This is a genomic window from Lacrimispora brassicae, from assembly GCF_054772055.1.
Genome location: NZ_BRYH01000041.1, coordinates 168,742 through 187,711 on the forward strand (window position 1 = coordinate 168,742; position 18,970 = coordinate 187,711).

Genomic DNA, 18,970 nt, shown 5'->3' on the forward strand with positions numbered 1-18,970 from the left:
ACCTTATGCCTCCCTGCCGCTTTCAATCTGTGTATGATAAATATCCTGGTAAACTTCACAGGACTTCATCAATTCTTCGTGTGTACCGAATCCCACTTTCCCGCCATTCTCCATAACCAGAATTTTATCCGCGGACATAGCCGTTCCGCAGCGCTGTGTGATCATAATGATTGTCTGATCAAATTCTTTGCTCTTAAGATTTTCCCGTACCTTTGCCTCGGTAACGGCATCTAATGCACTGGTTGCGTCATCTAAAATCAGTACAGGGGCTTTTCTCAGTATCCCCCGGGCGATTGAAAGGCGCTGCTTCTGTCCTCCGGACAAATTAACGCCGCCGCTTCCAAGAAGACTATCATAACCATCAGGCATCTCCATGACAAAGTCTGCCTGTGCTTTTTCAATTGCCTGCCCCAGCTCATCAATGGTGGCGAGTTTATCTCCCCATTTAAGATTTTCTCCTACTGATCCTGAAAACAGCATTGGTTTCTGGGGAACTATTGCTACATTGCTTCGGACCTCATCTGCGCCCAGCATTTTTATATCATAATCATCCAGAATTATTTTCCCCCTATCCACATCATAAAAACGAAGCAGCAGCCAGGTAATGGTTGATTTACCGCTTCCGGTGGGGCCGATAATTGCAAGGCTTTCTCCGCTGTTTACGGAGAAAGAAAGCTCTTTGATTGCCGGAACTCCACTGCCCCCCGGATAAGCAAAGGTGACATCTTCAAAGGTGATCTTCCCGCTCAGTCTTCTACCTTTATTACTTCCTGAATAATCTTCTTCACAGTCAAATACTTCACCGATCCGGGCTGTAGAAGCTTTGGTGCGTACGAACATAGTAAATACATTCGTTATCATAATCAGAGAAGTGAGTATCTGTGCCATATAGATTGTAAACGCCGTAATATCTCCCGTATTAGCCAGGTTCATGGCAAATAGTCTGCTTCCAATATAAATCACAACACCTGTTCCGGCTCCAACAGCCAGTGTTAAAAAAGGTGAGATAACTGTAATGACCATTTGAGACGATATTCCCTTCTGCATTAAATTCAAGTTAGCCTCTTCAAATTTATCTGTTTCCTTTTCAAAAGTACCAAATGCCTTGACAAGCCGGACACTGATTAAATATTCCTGTACCTTTGAATTAACCTGGTCCATGGCCTTTTGCAACTGATAAAATTTTGAATAGCTGATTTTCATACTAATATAAATTAATATGGTAACGGCAGCCACTACTCCATAGATAATGAGACTGAGCCGGATGTTGAGCAGGCTTGCCAGTACAATACTGCCGATACAGACAATAGGAGCCTTAAGGAAAATACGCATCACTCCATTTACGAATTGTATAATTTGAGAAGTATCATTTGTCATTCTGGTTATAAGTGAACCGCTTTCCACTTTATCTCCGCTTACTTCCGAAAAAGACATAATTTTCTCAAATAAGTCTGCCCGTAAATCTGCACCCATTCTTTGAGAAACCTGGCTTGACAGAATGTTTCGTGAAACGGCAAAACAAGCGCCTATCAAAGTTACAATGAGCATCAGCATCCCCCAGTAATAAACCTTTGGCAAAGAGCCTTTTTCAATTCCGCTGTTTACGATATGTGACATCAGCGTAGGCCCTAGCAAATCGCAGACTGCTTCCAGTGTCACGCACAAAACCGCTATGAAAAACGGTGCTTTGTATTTTCTGAAATATTTACCATAAAGCTTCATTATTTATACCTGCTTCCGTTATGATCTTATTCCTGAAATCATGGCCAAACGTGATAAAACCTGTATTGAAATCTGTGACCTTATCTGCATAGCAGCCTTTGTGTTACAATATCAGAATATATCTCCATGCCACTGGTTTTACTAATATGGATTACATCTGAAAGCGCTTTGCTTTTGGGGAAGAAAGAGGTCAGCATATTCTCCTCTGTAAGAATGCGGTCAGGGTTAAATATAACATCTTTATGCCCATCAAAAATGGCCACATAAAAAATCCCTGCCTCAACTATATCTTGAAAAAAATGACTTCCATAGGATAGCTCCGGCATAAATCCTGCCTTTTTCGATGAATACTCACAAATGACCGTTATGTTGCTCAATTCAGTATAATGCACTGGTATCCCTAACGACGGTGTTGTACTTCCCCATCTGCCCGGACCTGCCAACATGACATTTTTCCCTTTCATTTCTTTGTTTATCAAGCCAATCTGTCTTGCTACGGCATATTTCCCCTGCTCGTTCAGCTCCAGGTATGTATTCCCCTGAATAAATACAACAAAATCAATCCACAGCCGTACACTTCCCCCCATAAAGTTTCCTTTTCCAGAGAAAAAGCAATCCTTACTATCCGTCAATTCCGGAATTTTCACTGTATTACCTAAGCCTTTGGTTTGCAGTGGGCGACATTGCAGGAGATTGATTTTGAAAAGATTGTCTTTGTTTAAATTAGCTGTAAATTCAATATCAACAGGATAATCATATGCTTTGGACAATAATGCCAGCATTTCTCTCATTACAGAGGTAATTTCCGTATCAGTGAACAATTTTTTGAAATCCAAAATATAAGGAGTCTTCCTGTCCGTATATCCCAGCTCACGTATACGAGCCTCTGTTATATAGTCAGGACTCATAAACAACTTCTTATCTGTTTTTAAATCCAGCAATAGGATTTCATCCAAGTCTCTGCTTACTAAAGTATTATCCGAAAAGGAAAGAATATCTAACCGATGCTGGGAGAATTTATTCTGATCTTCATAATCCATTGGGGGAATTCGCAAAGGATTATCCAAACATACCACTTTCGCATAATCACCATCCGTCCGGTTAACTGCCCTTGTACCAAGTCCGAATACCAGACGAAGCATCCCCGAATTCATATCAATACTCTCATCCCAAACATAAAGATTAGAGGAATTTCCCACACCGGCAATGTGTGGAAAAAAGTATTCTCCATACTGATCGCCTGAAACGCGCTGGACCAATATTGCCATTTGTTCGTCCAGTTCAAAGAGTCCCCTGTTCAGTCTGTAATCAAGTGCCTCTTCATTCATTGTACTTGCGTAAACAGTACGAATGGCCTGTTCAAAAGCTTCATACCGATCCTCAGGAGTCCCTTGATTCACACAGAAAATACTTTCATATTTCCCTGCAAATGCATTCCCAAAATTATCTTCAAGCAAGGAGCTGGAACGTATAATAATCGGAGACTGACCGAAATATTCCAGTATTTGAACAAACTGTTCTTGAATGTCCTTAGGAAACTCTCCGTGTAAAAGCTTATCTTTGAGTTCAGGTGCATACTTATAATATCCCTCCCTCGTCTTTTGCTTTGCACGAAGTCTCCACCAACCGTTTTGTACAATATAGGTGTAAAAAACATCCGCCCCAATATAGAAGGAATCGTGGGGTTCCAATAATGGTGTAAAACGGTCTTTTCCTTCAATCTCCAGAATTTTTCTGGCCAAAAGCATACCAACACTCTTTCCTCCAATAAAGCCGGTGCCGATTTCTCTGGATGCAATCATCAGAATATCTTTTAAAGTCAAATATCGGTCACACAACTCAAACATTCTGGAATCACTGCCTATCAGCATATACATTAATCGCTTCTTTGCTGCTTCCTGCTGCTTAAGTGAAAAGTTCAGCACTTTTTTTGCTCTGTTAAAAATAACATTCCAATAATCAAGCCGATTTTCACCCCGTTGAATGTTGGTAAACAGTTCAGAGGCGTCAGAACTGGCCGTAATGCAGACAGCCTCCTGGCCTTGAATCAAATGGGGGAAAAACATGGTAGGCGAATAACGCTGCCATACCTTAAGCGGATGAATATATGTTTTATTATTTACCTGATATATATCAAGTAAAAGCTGAGTCGTTTCACGGATACCTGCAATTGTGCTATAGGTATGAAAGTTTCGTATGATAGCAAAATATGCTACCGTATCCAACTCATACAGATATGGACAGGTGGCCTTAAAAAAATTACCAATCATCAAATCCGAATGCCAGTATTTTAACAGATCAGTCAGACAATCAAAGACATACAAGACCCTTTTGCCCTCTTTTTTAATCAGGTTGTATATTTCTGTAGTAAAACTTTCAAACCCTTTACTGGCATCGATAGAATAAACCTTAATATCCTGGCTGTCATCCAGTATCTGTTCATGGCTGGCAAAGCGGATGTAAACCAGCCTCATATGATCCATCTTAGCCTTTACAACAAAAAGGTCAACCATTTTCTTATAATCCGAAACCGAATCCGCCTGCCAAACCACATTATCTCCAAGCCGAAGGTTATCAATTACCTGATCAAAACCTTTTAACCCAGTGCTTACTTTGTCGTGTAAATTCATAGCACACCCTACCCCCTTCCGACTCCACAGTCAATTTGACCTTTCGGCAAAGGTCAATTGTTAAAGCTGTTAACTAATTTATCAAAATCAGACTTAAAAAGCTTTCCTGAATAATGGGGTGTTTTTCAAATCCACTTTCTGGGAATTCTCTTTCTGTCAGATAGTTCTTATTAATGGAAACATCACTCTTAACCAGCTTACCGTGAGGAGCCTTCCTCCAATTGCCTGCTTCCCCGCCTTTTCCAAGGCTGCCTTATGCTCTTTACAAACACCTCAGCCGCGTATCCTTAAGATACGCGGCCGGGCTGCTTAATACCGATCTGTACGCTGTACGCTGATCCACTGCTCAGTTGTGAATTTGTCTACTACCCAATGCCCGTTAAAACGTCCTACGCCAGAGTTTTTCTCTCCTCCGAACATTACGTGAGGCTCATGGGTAATTGATTGATCGTTCACATGGATCATACCGGATTCCAAGCGACGGGCCAGCTCCATCCCCTTGTAAAGGTCCTTTGTAAAGATGCTGCTGCTCAGGCCGTATTCCGTATCATTTGCGATTCGGATGGCTTCCTCCTCATCTTTAACTGGTATAACAGAACATACCGGTGCAAACACTTCATACCCATTGCCCCTTTCTTTAATTAATAGTTAGGGGAAGTATACATTTATTGCCAGTATAAAGTCAATCTTAGTTTACTTTTTAACGAAATAAGCTGGCAAGAAAGAAGAAACGGCATGCCGGAACATCTGTGGTGTATCTTTTTTCCGCCATAAAAATACCTCCAGGCTGAGTAAGTCTACCTTACATCAGCTTGGAGGTTACACAATCTTCGGGATGCTCCCGTTAACTTTTTGCAACAGAATTTTACTCTCAACCGTTTTTAATATTTTGTAATACATTTTTAAGATGGCTTACCACAGATGCTTTTGCCTTTTCTTTATCTCTTTCCTTAAGGGCTTGAATAATTTCACAATGTTCTTTATATATTTCCTGTCTGCGGTTTGCATTCTTAGTTGTATGGGTAGCAACCTCATCAATGATATCATAATAGGAATCAATAAAATTCATAAATATCGCATTATGGGAAAGCTCTGCAAGACGGTAGTGAAAATAGTGATCGATGGAACGCGCTCCTTTTTTCTTGTCTGTTTCTGAAATCAAATCATATAATTCTGCAATTTCTTCATCCGATGCAGTTTCAATGATTTTCTCCACGGTTCTTTGTTCTAAGCAAATTCGCATTTCAATTAAATCGCTATAAGTACCTTCTTTTAGTGTAATTCCCACAGAAATACTCATAATTTCTAAAATATTCGGATTAACAAATGTACCTTCTTTCGGCTTTCTGCAGATATAATTTCTTGCTTGCAATATCGTTAGGGCTTCTCTTAGAATTCCTCTGCTTACGCAGAATTCATCAGCCAAATCAAGTTCATTTGGTAATTTATCTCCAGGCTTTAAAGTTCCGTCTTTTATCTGTTCCATTATAACCCGTACAACTTTATCTGATAATCTTTCATTCTCAATTGGAGCAAAACCCATATTGATCCCTCGCTTCATCTCTAACTTTACATTTAAAAGGTCTGACATTTTAATTATACCTGAATTAATAGATAAGTCAACGAATTGCATTGACTTCTGGTAGTATATCCTAAATCTCCATAATTTCAAAATCACCGAATAAAGTTCTTCCCATGCCAATGGAACCACAGCCAAACATGCCGTACCGGAAGCTGTCATCCTTCATTTCCAATAATTTCTCATCATCTATGGACAAGGCAATCCAATCACCGACTGCTTCCAGAGTGAGTTTATAAGCGGTCCCATGCTTCCAGGCAAAATCAGTTTCTATTATTTTCTTAAAACCAAAATTATTTTTATAAATTGCTGCTTTGCCCTCTTCTGAGAATCCGGCAAAATATCCACGCATTACACCTTGAGCACGGATTTGTAACAGGTGGTTTTCCCCATTGATGGGAGTAACCGGCACTGTCATCCTAACATCCTTTGAAAAATAATTACCTGCATAAGCAAAGGATGGTTCGCACCTCATTAGAGACAGCGCATTTCCGTCTTTCTCCCAGGCTCCATGATTGACAGAAAATGGGGTAATTGTGCCAAATTCCTTTCCCTGCTTTGGGATTTTAACAGTATACTTGCTTTTACCTGTAATAGAAAATTCATCTAAGTATAAAAATCCTAAGGTTTTAGCTTTTGCAATGGAATAACCTTCTATTACAATACCTACTTCATCAATTAAATCCCCGTCCACCTCCGGTATCGCAAAGGTCACATCAATCCATTCCCCCTGCACTAATTTAATATATCCCTGTAAATGCTCTTTCTTATCGCTCATGGAACGGACATAAGGCGCTATCCCAAGTGTCTCCCAGCCGTTCCATTGATCCAGATAAAGCTTCATGGATACTGTCTGGCCCGGATATGCCGTAGGTGTAAATACCGGCATATAACGCTCATCAGAAAATTCATCCCGGCGGTAAAAAGGTTTATAGTACAGTTTACATTGATTTCCCCGTGTCATCCGATCGACTAATATCTTTAGGGAGCCGTTTCCTTCATATGCTATATCGGTGGAATGGCTTGCAGTACAGTAAAATGAATTTGATAACCGCATATTATGGGTGGATCCCGGCAGTTCAAAATCAAAATGCACTTCTCCTTCTTTTATACTGTTAAGAAGGGAAGCCGGGGCTTCTTCCTCAGCCAGTCTGTAACCCAGCAGAGCAACCTCTTTCGCATAAGTAGGTACATCCAGAATGTTCAAATAACCGGAAATCCCGGATAGAATAATACCATCATTCACTGGTTTCCGATAGCGTTCCGGCAGTCCTTGGGTCCCGCACATAACCCCCACCACGGTTCCCACATTGCCTGCATTACAGTCTGTATCCCAGCCGCACATGGTGGCAATTTCAACTGTCTTTGCAAAATCTCCATTCCCATATACCATGGATAATGCACATACACCTGCGTTAGGTATAATATGGCAGACACCGCCGTATTTATCATACCCCCAATCACGTACCAGCATGTTATAACAATCCCGCCAATTATCATTTTCTTTGTGAAAATCAAGTACTGCGTTTATAACTTTTGCGTATAAGCTATTGTCAGGAATTTGTAACAGCCCTACTCGAATAATTTCATGGATATCCTGGCATTGGAAGGCATGGGCAATGCATGCACAGAAGAAACGGGCACCATAAATTCCTTCTCCGTCATGGGATACACTGGCAGCACTCTGCCCGAATTCGGCTGCTTTAGCCGGCTGGCAGGGATTTACCAGTCCCCAGGTATCAATAAATATCTGACCTCCGATCTGTTCTGCAAGTAATTGACCATTTTGGTTCATGGACCCGGATTGGGGTGCAGAAATACCATGCTTTAAATTTAAGTAAGCAGTATGCTCCGTACTGATGCCATAACCGCCCCACCAGAACATGCCAACCCCCTCACGGGCATAATTCAGCCATGCCCTGGCAACATCCTGGGGTTTTAAATCACCGTTTTTTGCATCATCATATAAAGCCCGGAGAAAATAAACCGGCCCATTCACATCGTCATCTGCGGCAAAATTTTTATAGTCTTTTACATAATCCGTAATTTCACCGTATGTATTTAAAATGCGTTCATAAGTCCATATGGTTGGCTCTACAGGAGCCCCTAAGCGAATACCAATATTCATTCCCAAAAATCCGGAATATACTTTTTCCAAATATTTATCAGGTATCATATCCTCATTCTCCTTTGATCACTATGACCTGTCTATCAATCAGACAGACAGGCCATAGTATATTATTTAATTAAGGCTGCTAAATTAGCTGCACGGTCAAAGATATCAATTCCTTTTGTAAAGCTTAAACAGGTTCCTGATGGATATCTGGTTTTTTGTAACCACTTCTCCGGTATACCTTTTGCACCGTATTTTGCTCCAAGAACAGCTCCGGCTACCGCTCCAATGGTATCTGCATCCCGTCCAAAATTGCCGGCGAGAATCAAACCTGACTTGAAACTGCTATGTTCTAACTTCAAGCATCCAAATACTTCCGGTAATGCCTCTGCCACCGTAGAACGGTGGGTAGAGAATAATTCATAATGCAATGGCATCCAGGCATCTGCAATATCACCTTTTGCATCATCTACGATCTGAAAGGCACGTAATAATGTTTCCTTAAACCAGGACCCTTTTGGTGCTGTTTTTAAAACAGCATCTAATATTTCGTCCATGGTCGCATCAACCATTGCTAAGGATACTGCAACGGCAACAGCCTGGGCTCCCCAGACACCATCCATATAATGGCTTACGCTGGCATCAATTTCCGCCAGTCTGGCTGCTCTTTCAGGGTCACCTGCGCATAGAATACCAATTGGGCCGCTTCTCATGGCAGCTCCATCGCTTAAATAGTAAGCGTTGAATCTTCCTGATTCCGGCGGACGCATGCCTCTCCGCAGATTATTGCATGCTTCTACTTCGCTGACACCGCCGCGTTTCAGTTCATCTTCTGTTGCCACATGTCTTAACCACATAGTCACTACATCTTCTGAAGTAAAATCACCACCGGCTTCAATCATAATTTCAGCCGTCATAAGGGCAAATTCCGTATCGTCTGTACTCCAGGAAGAACTCTTGTTAAAATCCGTAGTTATTCCATAATCTCTTTGGTTTTCCGGGCCTCTTGCAGCATCACCGAAGGAGTCACCGATGGCTAACCCACACAGTGAACCGATTGCTTTATCCAGTGCAACTTCTTTATTTTGTATCAGGTATTCTCTTGTTAACATCATACGTTCCTTTCTTCCCTTGGTTATTTCAGTATTGTGTTCGCGTATTCTGTAATTTCCGCTCCGCCTAATGCATTCCAATCTGCAACAAATTGATCGAATTCATCAATGGAACGGTTGCCGCTTATTACATCCGCTGCAAATTCTATGTAAAGCGCCTGACTTGCATCCCAGTTTGTGGCATATTCATCCGGTATAACAAATGCATTGTCAAAAGAAGAATAAGTGTTGACCATGTCTAAAGATTTAAGGGCTGCTTCGCTAAAATATGGAGTCTTACTTGATATAGGCGCATCGAAATTTGCAATTGATTCATGGAAACGAGGCCACCATTCCGATATTTTAGCTGTTAATACAATTTCATTATTCTCTATATTGTATTCTTCACCTTCATAGCCCAACTTATCAAGAAGCTGACCCTCCTGACCGGCCATATACTCTAAGACTGCAAAAGCAGCTTCCTTATTTTCAGAATATTTGCTGATTGCCCAGCCGCGGGATTCCTTACTGACATCACCTGGAGTATATCCTTGTGCTGCGCCTTTTGCCGGCGGAAGAATAACTAATTTTGCATTTTCACCATTTTGTGTAACCATCTTATTATTGTAAACATTAACCACACTGCCCTGGGTTCCGCTTACAACTCCAACTTCACCGTTATAAAAAGCACTTTCTTTTGTATCCCATTTTTTTGTTAGCCATTCATTATCCAGTAAGCCCTCTTTATAAAGCTCTGCATAAAATGATAATTTTTCTTTTTCTGCATCAGTAACTTTGCTGTAAACATATTTATCACCTTGTTTTATCCAGGTTGCCTCACCCCCGAAAGCCAGATTAAATACGGTATCCAGCTCGGCAATATCTCCGGGAACGGTAAATGCCGCTTTTAGATTGTTGTTCTCTTTTAATTCCTTAAAGAATGCTTTATAATTATCTGTAGTCGGATTATCCAAAAGTGTTTTACCTGATTTTGCTGCATCAAACCAGTCTTGCCTCACAACCGGAACCTTTATCCTATCCGGTGACAACCATAAAAGATATGGATAGTTCCCTAATCTTTCCTTATTATATGGCTGCATTAATGCTTTAATATTCGTTGAATCATTGACATATTGGGTCAAGTCTTCCAAAATTCCTTGTGTAATGGCAAATTGATAATCACCGCCCTGGAAATACATCAGATCCGGAATTTCACCGCTTTGAAGCAACAGGCTCATACTTTCTGAATAGGTTCCTTCAGAAATCGGCGCCAGTTCAATATGTACTTCCCGGCCAAGCTCTTTTGATACACCGCTGCTTACTGCCTCCAGGAATTTTACGGAAACCTCATCATCTGCTGACATATCCTTTATTACTGCCTTAATTGTTACAGATGATGAATCATTGGTACTTTCCTGATTACTATCCTGAGTGCTTTGTACATTGGTACCGGAATCAATCTTTTTCCCGCAGCCTGCCAGGGACAGTACTGCCATTCCCATAACGAATAAATATGAAATTGTTTTTTTCATTTTACATTCCCTCCATAAAATTAATATAATTCTTTGCTGTGCCTTCTCACCAAACCATCTTTAATCTACTCTTTCACACCCCCTGACAAAACACCACTGGTATAATATTTAAGAATAATTGGATATAGTAATAAAATTGGAACAACAGCCACTACAATGGTTGCAGCTTTTAAGGAAGCGTTATCCAGTTGTGCAATATTATTATTAGCTAAAATATTGGATACACCCACAATTACCTGTGAATCTGAATTAACAACAAATTGTCTTAAAAGCACCTGTAAAACAGTGTGATTTTTGCTGGTTAAAAAGATACTGGATTTGAAAAATTCATTCCAGCGGAACACTGCATAAAACATTCCTACCGTAATTAACGGGATTTTGCATAAAGGAATCATGATCTTAAATAAAATGTTATAATGTCCGGCTCCATCTATTCTTGCAGCATCTTGAATGGAAGCCGGAACCTCTTCCATAAATCTCATTAATATGATCAGGTAATAGACATTTACACTTCTGTAAATAACCATGGAAAACAGGTTATCCAATAAATGAATATTTTTCATCAAAAAATATTCCTGTACAATACCCGGTTCAAATATCATCATAATAATAAAGAAATACATAAAGACCTTTTTGCCAACCAGTCCCGGCCTTGTTAATACATAAGCAGCACTGGAAGTCAATATAATATTTAAAAACACACCGGCAGCCGTAATAAATAATGAGTTCAGTATACTTCTGATTACAATAGGCTGTCCTAAAATAACCTGATAATTCACCGTAGAAAATCCTTTGGGCAGTATATCATATCCTTTCAGGCCATGAACTAAATCCGGTTGTGAAAGAGATCTTGCCAGGATATTCAATAATGGAACTAACATACATAAAGCTAAAAGCACCATAAGAAAGCCGCATAGAAGTTTGCCAATTGATATTTTCTTTCTTCTTTTCATACTTATCCTCCTACCATGCACCCTTACCAGTCAGCTTTTTGGAAAACATATGGGTAGAAACAATTAAGAGTGTACCTATTACACCTTTAAATAAATTCGCTGCTGTTGCTAAGGAATATTGGGAATTTTGCAGACCAATCCGGTAAACATAGGTGTCTATGATATCAATCTTAGAATTGACCGCAGCATTGGTAAAGTTCAGCACCTGGTCCAGACCTGCATTCATAAAGAAACCGATATTCAGAATTAAAACGGTAACCATTGTTACAGCCAAAGCCGGCAGAACAATACTTCCAATAAGCTGAAAGCGGTTAGCCCCATCTATTTTTGCAGCTTCATAAAGGGTTGGGTCTATCCCCATAATTGCCGTTAGATATACAATGGAATCCCACCCAATAGATCTCCAGGATTCTGATGCCAGCAGAACCCATCTTATTGAACTTTTACTTGTTAACAAATTCACTTTTTCAAAACCCAAATTGGTCAAAACGCTGTTTAAAATCCCGGTAGAAGGGGATAAAAATTCAAACCATATTCCCGCAATCACAACCCAGGAAAGGAAATGGGGAAGATAAGAAATCACCTGTATCCCCTTTCGAAAAGGACCTGCCTTGAATTCATTTAACATAATTGCAAAAATAATAGGCAGCGGAAAAAACAGGAATATCTTCATTGCACTGATGATCAAAGTGTTTTCCAGTATCTGTAAAAATACCGGAGTCGAAAATAATTTTTTAAAATATGTAAATCCCACAAATACATTGTCACCTTTAATCCGGTAATCATAAAAGGCCAATTTCATACCAATGATCGGAATCACATGGAATACAAAGAAATATATGAAAGTGGGCAGTAAGGTAAGATATAAAACCCTATCCCGCCAGATGCGTTTTAACTTTGATTGTGCCCCCCCAACGTTTCGTTTTGCCATCACCTGTACACTCCTTTTCTAAATGCTGACTATTAATTCACCTAAAGGTGCATGCTGCTGTGCCCCATAAACATCGGTATCATAACAAGTTCCTGATGATATTTTTCTCGCAAAAGTTATTTTAAACCCCAATGCCTTGTCATAAAATACAATTTGTGTAATTTTATCCTCCGTCAACTGGTATAGATTGGAAATAATGGTTTTATTAATAATATCACTGTTTTTTATTTTTTGATATATTACCGGATCATCAAAAAGCACATCCAGGGTAATTTCAAAAGGTCCGCTGTTCTTTGAACGTATTACTTTCGCACAATCATACAAGCTGCATTCTGCCATTTTTGTCTTCTCCTTTCCATTACATATCAGGGTATTCAATGGGGAACATCTGACAACTATCTTCTACCTCCATTAAATGGTAAACAGAAAATTCATATACTGCACCAAATGGAATATCACTTGGCGCAAATGGGAAAGCCAGATTTCCGGCAGTTGATTTTCTTCCGATGTAACCATAGTGAAGTAAACTGGATCGGAGGGAACCGCATACTGCATCAGCAAGTTCCTGGGACTTTGCAATTACCTCAAACACAATTCCGACTTCATGGGGTAATTCCTTTGAAGGTTCCAACTCTCCCATTACACCATTTATTCCATAATTAATAAAGTGAATCGTATAATCTTCCTCCGGTATATCCGAATAATAAGTTCTAACCTGCTCTTCTGCAAGTCTCTCGATTTCCTCTAACTGGGATATCATAAGAGAATCTCTTACACCCGCTACCACAAAGGTTCTGTAGGCAACTTTCATGGCTCCCTCTAATTTAATGCAGTAAGGATTTGATTTTTCAATTCTGCTTCCGGTTACAAATACGCTCTTTTCATCAACCTGTTTAAATTCACAATCTTTTAAATTTAAGGTTATTCCAGGACCGTGAAGGATATAGGGATGATCTTTTTCATAAAATGTATGTGCTGCCACGGAAAGAGGAGTACAAATTCTTTCATCGGATAAGGGTGTGATCATAAATCCTTCCTCTGTTATTGTTCCAAGCATGCAATCTTTCGTAGTTCCCGGTACGGCACAAAGGGCTGCACACTCAAGAATCTTACCGGCATGATATCCATAGCTCAGAGGAAATCCGTGATACACGGCTACTGCCGCAAAGGGAGATGGATCATAAGCTCTTCCGCAGATTATTATATCAGCTTTGGATTCCAATGCTGTTACAATCGGTTCATGCCCCATCTGGGCCACAATGCCATTGGTTAATTCCAACCGTTCTTCCGTCAATTCTTTTACAGAAAGACCCAAGGGCTGAACTTTGCCATGATGTAATTTTTCTTTTACCACTTCCTTAGGAATATCCGCCCATATGATTGCTACTTTTTGTGATTGCAATGCCTGTTCCTTGAGAATTTCTTTTATAATATTCCAGGTCCATTCAACATGAACTCTTCCCCCGCTTCCTCCGGCTGACCCGATTATTACCGGAATCTTAGCTTTTGCACCTTCCGTAATCATGATTTCCAAGTCTTTTTTACAGGCTTTTTCACTTACAATTGCCACTCCGGCACCTAATTTATGAGGTCCTGCATCGGTACTTCCCGCATCAACAACAATCGCATCCGGTTTATAAGACATTCCTTTTAGAAAAGAGGACTTGGGATATCCGTAACCCAGTATTCCACAGGGCGCTAGTATTTTTATTTCTTTCTTCATATGACCTCCAGAATTCAATGCACTATTAAGAACTTATAGGTTTATTCATCTAATTGTTTAACAATTAAATTATAGCACAATTACCGATCAAGTCAATAATATTTTCAATCATTCAACATGTTTTAACTTTAAAATATAAGAATCCCGAAATTTATATAATGATATTAAATCCCATGATAATATGAAGACTCACAAATAAAACATACGAAGCATTTATCCCCATCTCTATGATCTTGTCTTTATTTATAATTTCTCCAATATACAATAATTCTTGAAATCATTCTATGGCTTTTATAAATATGCGTTTTTTCCTATGGGGTTACCCTGACAGTTGAAAAGCATAACTTCCACGTTCATGGAATATATGATATAATTAAGCCTTAAATCAGAATAACACCATCACTGAACCTAATCATATATTTTCTTCGCTTTTACAAATCTCATGAAAGCCATATCACCCTAAGGAGGCCTTTTGAATGTCGCAGATAACAAAGCGAGCTTTGGAAACCTCGCTCAAAAATCTTTTATTACAGAAACCACTTAACAAGATTACCATATCAGACATTGCAAATGATTGCGGAATCAATCGAATGACCTTTTATTATCATTTCAATATGGCTAAAAGAAGAATGGACAGGTCTTCCAAAAGACAGGCTCTATTATCCCGCTGCCTCACTCTTTTAACAAATATGGAATTTCTATTTTTCAGAATTGTATTATAGCTTTTCTTTATAATATGCCAAATAAAAAACACGTCCAATTTTGTACTGTAACCCAAACATTGAACGTGTTTTTAAGATGAGACCGTTGCAAAGTAACTTATCTTATACCGCAACTCTGGAAATTGCTGTTTTTCTTTTGTACTCCTTCCAATTAAAATACTTAATTTTATACAAGGGCTCCGCCGCCATCTACGATGATGAACTGACCCTGAACATAACTGGAACTGTCGCTGGAAAGATAGAGAACCGTACCATTTAATTCCCCTTTTCTTCCAGGGCGTCCTGCTGGATTCAATGTATTATACTGGTTCAGAAATTTTTCTGACTTAAATAAGGTTTCACTCGTCATTTCACTTTCAAAAAGAGCCGGTCCAATGGCATTCACTGTAATACCATATTGGGCATAGGAAGCTGCCATACCTCTTGTCAAGCCAACCACTGCCGCTTTAGAGGAATTATAGGAATGTCTGATAAAAGCATCAAATTTATCTGCAACTACTGCATTTACGGATGCGATATTAATAATTTTACCATAGCCTCTTTCCTTCATCTGCGGAAGTACATATTTGCTTGCTAAAAAGATTCCCTTCACATTCGTATCAAAGGATTTATCCCAATCCTCCACGGACATGCTGTCTACACCGCCACGAACAGCAATTCCTGCATTATTTAACAAAATATCAATGTGGCCGAAGGTATCAAGCACGGTCTGCATTGCTGTCTTTACACTTTCCTCATTAGTGATATCACAGCTAACCGCAACTACCTTTCTGCCTGTTTTCTCAATTTCTGCTTTTACCTCATTTAGCTTTTCGATACGCCTTGCCAGTAATGCAACATCAGCTCCGGCTTTTGCATAGGCAAGTGCCGCATCTGCTCCAAGCCCTGAACTTGCTCCTGTTACTATAGCTACTTTTCCAGTTAAATCAAAAAAATTCTCCATTTCAATACATCCTTTCTTTTTTAAGAGACTACAAATAATATTCCCAACTATTGAATTAAATACGGCCTGTTTCCATAAATGCCGTACGGTCATAACGTCCGGTTAACAAATATGGAATTACATCATTGGCTTCTAATTTTTCTACTAAATTAAGTTTATGTACTAACAAACTGTTTTTTGAATAAGCACCGCCTATTATGGTGTTAACCGGCAGCTCTGCCCATGGGTCATCAATACTTGATTTTAAATTAAGCGATACAATTCCCGGCTCCCATGATTGATAATTATATTCGCATTGATTCATAAGCAATGCTCCGCTTCGGAAATGAGATACTCCGTTTTCATCGGGTATACGGTCAAAATGGAAATAGAAACCGCCTCCAAATGTCTGCTTACCTGCTGCCGGGAATTGATAGAGGGCAGCCGTCATAGGATTATTATATTCACCTAATTTCATGGTTACTTCTACAAGCTGTGTTCCTCTTCTCGTTACTCCTGCTGTTACCGTATCACCATTTCTTCTGATGACAAATTCTCCCCCCAGTTTCTTTGGAATACTTCCATTATCACGGCCGCATTGTACTGCCATCTCGGCTCCGGGTCCGCCAAGTACCAGACCCATGGTATATAAGCCAAGTGATTTGCCATAGGTTGCATAGACTCCTAAAATTGCTTCATAGTAATCATCTGCAAATGTCGGATTATTCACATGACAGATGGATAAGGTAACTATTGGCATAGAAAATGGTTTCAATGGCGGCGGCAGTATCCGTGCAATTGCTGATGGGTCAGTAAGATAGCTTATGTAGAGTCCCTCCTGATTATCCATAAGAGATACCTTACCGAAGTTTGGTAATTCATCTTTGGAAACCCGAAAGCTTGGAACTTTTTGTTTCTCTGTAAACAATTCACTTCCTGCTTCATAGCCTGTTCGTACTGCAGGTGCGATAGTTCCATCTTTTATGGCACTTCCTATTACCTTCACTTGTGCACCCTTTGCTTCTAATTCAGAAACCAGAGATTGATCCGGACTAAATCCAAGAGAAAGTACGACAGCATCTGCAGATACATTTACTTCTGCGTGGTCTTCCAGCCTCTCCAGTACAATACTGTCAGCTTTTATCTCTTTTAAGGAATGTCCCAGTAAATAATCTGCACCGTATTTACCCAAACGTCCACAGACGTCAGCTACATTGGTATGATTTGCATTTGGGGCAGGCTTGTCAAGCATATCAATAATGGTAACCTGATTTCCCTCTTCACAAAGATATTCTGCCGTCTCAAGTCCTGTAAGCCCTGCACCGATCACAGCTACTTTTTTCCCTTTTAATTCTGATTTACCTGACAGCACCCATTCCACCGTAAATACGTTGTTCCCCATTATTCCGGGAATCTTTCCGGGAATAATGGATGCAGAGCCTGTGGCAAGAATGACTGCATCCGGTTTATATTCCATAATCATATCTGCGGTTGCTTCCGTATTTAGCTTTACTTCTACTCCAAGCCGCATTAATTCACCGTTATAGTAATCAGCAATCCACTGCATACGTTCCTTTAACGGCGGTTTCTTGGCCAGATTAACAGTTCCTCCAAGTTCCCTTTGACGGTCAAGTAAAGTCACCTTGACTCCGCGAAGGGCGAGGGTTTGTGCTGCACACATTCCAGCCGGTCCGCCGCCCACAACAATTGCAGTATGTCCTTTGGCATCGTGAACAAGGTTCCCATATTTCCGTTCTCTTGCATATCTGGGGTTTAGTGCACATTCCGGCGGTAAACCGGCAGCGTTATATTCATTCAGACTTTCAAAGCAGCGCAGGCAGGAGATACATTTGCGTAACTCATTTTCTCTTCCTTCCAGTACTTTTTTCCCCCACTCTTCATCGGCATTCCAGGAACGTCCCATGGAAATAAAATCTACTACCCCTTCTTCCAGGAATTTTTCCGCTACTGCAGGTTCCCTAAATACCGATACACCGATTACAGGAATTTTTACATGACTTTTTACTGCTAAAAGCATGTCATGTCTCCAGCCCTGGGGGAAAGAAATTGGTTCTATGCAGGTCATGCCTGTTTCATATAATCCACAACTGATATCAATAAAGTCAATACCTGCCTGTTCTAAAGCCATGGCAATTTTTACACCATCCTGAATATGGATATACTCTTCTGTTACACCTGTCTTATCTAAAAATTCTTCTACACTTAACCGGACACCTATTGGGAAATCCGGACCACATTCCTTCCGGATTCCATGGATAATTTCAATGATCATTCTCAGGCGGTTTTCAAAACTTCCGCCGTATTCGTCTTCTCTTTTATTTGTATAAGGAGACAGAAACTGATGCAACAGATATCCATGTGCTGCGTGTAATTCCACGCCGTCACAACCTGCTTTTTGAACTCTGACTGCACCTTCAATAAACTGTAAAATCAATTGTTTTATTTCATCTATGGTAAGTGCACGTGTCTCCTGTTTTACTAATTTACATGGAATAGGGGAGGGTGCAACTACCGGCTGTCCGCCAAGAAGTGCAGACACCGTTTCACGTCCAGGATGATGCAGTTGTATAAATATTTTGCTGCCATGCTTATGTACTGCTTTTGCAAGTTCGGCCAGTGGTCCGATATGCCTGTCTTTTGTGACGGATAGCTGTCTCATAAGCCCCGCCCCATGGATATCATTGATACGGGTAATCTCTGGTATGATGATTCCTGCACCGCCAACCGCTCTTGCTTCATAAAAAGCAATCATATCTTCAGACGGTGTTCCATCAAGATTGGCAAGTCCACACCCCATTGGAGACATAACCAAACGATTCTTAATAGGTACCTTTCCAATTCTTCCCGCTTCAAATAATTTGTTATACATTTTTCCCCTCCTATTATGTTCCTGCAAAAAATTATCTGCATTAAGCGATAACCTTCATAATGCCATAAGAATACGTTAAAATCAGCAATTTAACAACGTGTACCATGAATGATAAAAATTTGACAATTTGTTCATGATGCACTATAGTAAAATTATATTTTA

General features: G+C 40.0%; 13 protein-coding genes and 1 pseudogene. 1 reads left to right on the top strand and 13 read right to left on the bottom strand.

The annotated features are described in order from the left end of the window. Positions 1–3 precede the first annotated feature (3 nt). The 11 genes from ACYVD3_RS19165 to ACYVD3_RS19215 form a co-directional block, all read right to left on the bottom strand. Complete coding sequence (locus tag ACYVD3_RS19165) at positions 4–1,722, bottom strand: ABC transporter ATP-binding protein (RefSeq protein ID WP_460644090.1); 1,719 nt, start codon at positions 1,720–1,722, stop codon at positions 4–6. Between the two features lie 80 nt (positions 1,723–1,802). Beyond that, positions 1,803–4,352, bottom strand: a complete 2,550-nt coding sequence (locus ACYVD3_RS19170; RefSeq protein WP_460644091.1) for a PEP/pyruvate-binding domain-containing protein — start codon at positions 4,350–4,352, stop codon at positions 1,803–1,805. Between the two features lie 309 nt (positions 4,353–4,661). Next, complete coding sequence (locus ACYVD3_RS19175; protein ID WP_460644092.1) at positions 4,662–4,967, bottom strand: aldehyde dehydrogenase family protein; 306 nt, start codon at positions 4,965–4,967, stop codon at positions 4,662–4,664. 256 nt (positions 4,968–5,223) lie between these two features. Beyond that, a complete protein-coding gene (locus tag ACYVD3_RS19180; protein ID WP_460644093.1) occupies positions 5,224–6,030 on the bottom strand; it encodes a FadR/GntR family transcriptional regulator in 807 nt (268 codons plus the stop codon). After that, a complete protein-coding gene (locus ACYVD3_RS19185) occupies positions 6,005–8,107 on the bottom strand; it encodes an ADP-ribosylglycohydrolase family protein (RefSeq protein ID WP_460644094.1) in 2,103 nt (700 codons plus the stop codon). Before ACYVD3_RS19185 ends, ACYVD3_RS19180 begins: the two co-directional genes overlap by 26 nt. A 62-nt stretch (positions 8,108–8,169) precedes the next feature. Beyond that, entirely contained in the window at positions 8,170–9,159 is a 990-nt protein-coding gene (locus ACYVD3_RS19190) for an ADP-ribosylglycohydrolase family protein (RefSeq protein ID WP_460644095.1), read from the bottom strand. Positions 9,160–9,179: 20 nt separating this feature from the next. After that, positions 9,180–10,499: an extracellular solute-binding protein gene (locus tag ACYVD3_RS19195; protein WP_460644096.1), complete on the bottom strand. Its 1,320-nt coding sequence runs from the start codon at positions 10,497–10,499 to the stop codon at positions 9,180–9,182. 233 nt (positions 10,500–10,732) lie between these two features. Next, complete coding sequence (locus tag ACYVD3_RS19200) at positions 10,733–11,620, bottom strand: carbohydrate ABC transporter permease (RefSeq protein ID WP_460644097.1); 888 nt, start codon at positions 11,618–11,620, stop codon at positions 10,733–10,735. Between the two features lie 10 nt (positions 11,621–11,630). Then, a complete protein-coding gene (locus ACYVD3_RS19205) occupies positions 11,631–12,551 on the bottom strand; it encodes an ABC transporter permease (RefSeq protein WP_460644098.1) in 921 nt (306 codons plus the stop codon). Between the two features lie 18 nt (positions 12,552–12,569). Further along, entirely contained in the window at positions 12,570–12,890 is a 321-nt protein-coding gene (locus ACYVD3_RS19210; protein ID WP_460644099.1) for a DUF4387 domain-containing protein, read from the bottom strand. Between the two features lie 19 nt (positions 12,891–12,909). Next, positions 12,910–14,274 (bottom strand): acyclic terpene utilization AtuA family protein, encoded by a 1,365-nt coding sequence (locus ACYVD3_RS19215; protein WP_460644100.1) that lies wholly within the window; start codon positions 14,272–14,274, stop codon positions 12,910–12,912. A gap of 476 nt (positions 14,275–14,750) precedes the next feature. Between ACYVD3_RS19215 and ACYVD3_RS19220 the strand changes: the two are divergent. Next, positions 14,751–14,885, top strand: a pseudogene (locus ACYVD3_RS19220) (TetR family transcriptional regulator); the annotation flags it as partial. A 277-nt stretch (positions 14,886–15,162) separates the two neighbouring features. Here the strand turns inward: ACYVD3_RS19220 and ACYVD3_RS19225 are convergent. Next, a complete protein-coding gene (locus ACYVD3_RS19225; RefSeq protein WP_460644101.1) occupies positions 15,163–15,939 on the bottom strand; it encodes an SDR family NAD(P)-dependent oxidoreductase in 777 nt (258 codons plus the stop codon). A gap of 55 nt (positions 15,940–15,994) precedes the next feature. After that, the gene (locus ACYVD3_RS19230; RefSeq protein ID WP_460644102.1) at positions 15,995–18,808 is read right to left on the bottom strand and encodes an oxidoreductase; all 2,814 of its coding nucleotides are present in this window, start codon (positions 18,806–18,808) and stop codon (positions 15,995–15,997) included. Positions 18,809–18,970 lie beyond the last annotated feature (162 nt).

Excerpts from the sequence above, each read along its gene's own strand:
- ACYVD3_RS19225 (WP_460644101.1), bottom strand. The coding sequence starts at position 15,939 with ATGGAGAATTTTTTTGATTTAACTGGAAAAGTAGCTATAGTAACAGGA.
- ACYVD3_RS19210 (WP_460644099.1), bottom strand. The coding sequence starts at position 12,890 with ATGGCAGAATGCAGCTTGTATGATTGTGCGAAAGTAATACGTTCAAAG.
- ACYVD3_RS19195 (WP_460644096.1), bottom strand. The coding sequence starts at position 10,499 with ATGTCAGCAGATGATGAGGTTTCCGTAAAATTCCTGGAGGCAGTAAGC.
- ACYVD3_RS19185 (WP_460644094.1), bottom strand. The coding sequence starts at position 8,107 with ATGATACCTGATAAATATTTGGAAAAAGTATATTCCGGATTTTTGGGA.
- ACYVD3_RS19165 (WP_460644090.1), bottom strand. The coding sequence starts at position 1,722 with ATGAAGCTTTATGGTAAATATTTCAGAAAATACAAAGCACCGTTTTTC.
- ACYVD3_RS19230 (WP_460644102.1), bottom strand. The coding sequence starts at position 18,808 with ATGTATAACAAATTATTTGAAGCGGGAAGAATTGGAAAGGTACCTATT.
- ACYVD3_RS19205 (WP_460644098.1), bottom strand. The coding sequence starts at position 12,551 with ATGGCAAAACGAAACGTTGGGGGGGCACAATCAAAGTTAAAACGCATC.
- ACYVD3_RS19200 (WP_460644097.1), bottom strand. The coding sequence starts at position 11,620 with ATGAAAAGAAGAAAGAAAATATCAATTGGCAAACTTCTATGCGGCTTT.
- ACYVD3_RS19170 (WP_460644091.1), bottom strand. The coding sequence starts at position 4,352 with ATGAATTTACACGACAAAGTAAGCACTGGGTTAAAAGGTTTTGATCAG.
- ACYVD3_RS19215 (WP_460644100.1), bottom strand. The coding sequence starts at position 14,274 with ATGAAGAAAGAAATAAAAATACTAGCGCCCTGTGGAATACTGGGTTAC.
- ACYVD3_RS19190 (WP_460644095.1), bottom strand. The coding sequence starts at position 9,159 with ATGATGTTAACAAGAGAATACCTGATACAAAATAAAGAAGTTGCACTG.